Annotated in this window: 1 protein-coding gene and 1 CRISPR repeat array; the gene reads left to right on the top strand. The window is 71.2% G+C overall.

Going from position 1 to position 2,094, the window contains the following annotated elements:
* Nucleotides 1-42 precede the first annotated feature (42 nt).
* Nucleotides 43-840 carry a hypothetical protein gene (locus ACXN5W_RS30250; RefSeq protein ID WP_473161799.1) on the top strand — a complete coding sequence of 266 codons (798 nt, stop codon included), beginning with the start codon at nt 43-45 and terminating at the stop codon, nt 838-840.
* 568 nt (nt 841-1,408) lie between these two features.
* Nucleotides 1,409-1,984: a CRISPR direct-repeat array (repeat unit 28 nt; unit sequence GGATCACCCCCGCGTGCGCGGGGAGCAG).
* Between the last annotated feature and the right edge of the window lie 110 nt (nt 1,985-2,094).

Genomic DNA, 2,094 nt, shown 5'->3' with positions numbered 1-2,094 from the left:
ACTCTCCTTCACTCGGACTTAGCCGTCTCGAAGGATCGCGCGGTGGCCGTCTCTCATCTACGCAACACGCCCATCACGGGCAAGTCGTACACCACTTCCCTGGACGCAACCCGCCACGCCACCGACCCGGTACGGCCACAACTGGTCAGCTTGGCCGCCCAGTGGGCGCAGTTCGGTGGCTGGTTGGGCATCGCCACCGGGGACTGGCGGGCCGCCCGACGCTGGCTCGACCGCGGGTTGCAGTGGGCCACCGAGTCCGCCGACACGGACCTGATAGCGACGATCCTCAGCTTCGGCGGATACCTCGCCGAGCACGAGGGCAGACTAGGGGACATGCTGGGGCTATCCCGGGCCGCCCGCCGTGACCCCGCGGTGTACGCCGGGCTGCGCGCGTACACCGCGGGCCAGGAAGCGCGCGGTCTCGCGATGACCGGCGCAGCGGCCCCCGAAGTGCTGTCGCGGCTGGCCGAGGCCGCCGACCTGGCCGACGAGCAGGCCGAGCGCGGGTACCTGCCACCGTGGGGCTACTGGTACTCGCCGCAGTTCTTTCTGATCCAGCAGGGCATCGTGTACCGCCGCCTGGGCGTCCGCGACCGCAGGTACGCCGAGCGTGCGGTCGAACTGCTGACCGCTGGCATTCGCGGTGAACCGGGAGGCGCCGACTGGCACGGCGCCCACCTGATCGATCTGGGCATCGCACACGGGCTAGCCGGCGACCGAGCCGGTGCCCGGCAGGCGCTTGACCAGGCTCGGACTATCGCCGAGGCGACGCAGTCCACCCGTCTGTCGGCTCGTGTGACGGCCGCTGTCCGCGACCTGGAGTTGTCCGCCACCAGGTAGAGGACGCGCGGCGCCTGCCGGTGCTGGCCGCGCTCGGTTGATCCTCGGTGGTGGGCGCGGCCGGTTGCTTCCCCCGTGGCACCGACCGCGTCCCCTATCGAGGGGAGCGCGACGATGCGGCCACGACGACAGGACCCGCCACCACCCGCACCACCCGAGCCCACCCAACGGACCCTGCGGGCATTGGAGCGGATGGGTATCCCACGCACTCCACCCCCGGACGCCCGAACCCGGGAGTGCGGAGACGAACGGTGATCCCCCGCCCAGGTGACGTCCTGACCATTGGCCGGGAGGCATCGGTGCAGTTCGACGGCGACCGCGCCCTACGATTCCGGGTGACCCTGGTCGATGACCGGCCCACCTACGAGGGCTGGGTATGGCTGACGGGATACTCGCTCAACGAGCAAGGCGAGGCGGTCGAACGCCGGGAGATCTACGTCCAGACCGCCGGCCTACGCCGGGCCGACCCGAACCCGAGCAGGCAGCGGGCAACACGGCCCACACTCGAACGCACAGCCACCGTACGGCCCACCCCGACCCACCCCATGTCAACCCTTCCTGGAATTTAGGATCACCCCCGCGTACGCGGGGAGCAGGTCCACGCGCATTCGGTGGCACTCGCGGTATTCGGATCACCCCCGCGTACGCGGGGAGCAGGAGGTGGTGCCGGTCGGCCCGGTCCCGATGGAGGGATCACCCCCGCGTGCGCGGGGAGCAGTCCTCCATGAGCAGGTCGCCCCGCTCGTGCGGTGGATCACCCCCGCGTGCGCGGGGAGCAGATCCAGACGCCGAACCGGTGGCCGGTCCGCAGGGGACACTCCCGCGTGCGCGGGGAGCAGCCTGCGGCGGGTGCGTTCACCTCGGGCCGGCTTGGATCACCCCGGCGTGCGCGGGGAGCAGCCCGACTGCGAGGTGGAGTCGGTTGCGGGCGACGGATCACCCCCGCGTGCGCGGGGAGCAGCCTGCGGCGGGTGCGTTCACCTCGGGCCGGCTTGGATCACCCCGGCGTGCGCGGGGAGCAGTTGCTGGCCGCCCATACCTTGACCGTCGTGGGGGGATCACCCCCGCGTGCGCGGGGAGCACCCCGGTTCCGGAACCGGAGGTAGGTGATGGATCGGATCACCCCCGCGTGCGCGGGGAGCACTGTCGGCGGCGCGTGAAAACTGACCCCCAGGTGGCGGTTGAACCTGGACCCCCCTTCCATGATCGGGAGGGTGTTGAGCGTGGAGGACTGGGCGGAGATCCGTCGGCTTC

Source organism: Plantactinospora sp. A48 (assembly GCF_055793945.1).
This window is presented reverse-complemented; position numbering and strand designations above follow the sequence as displayed.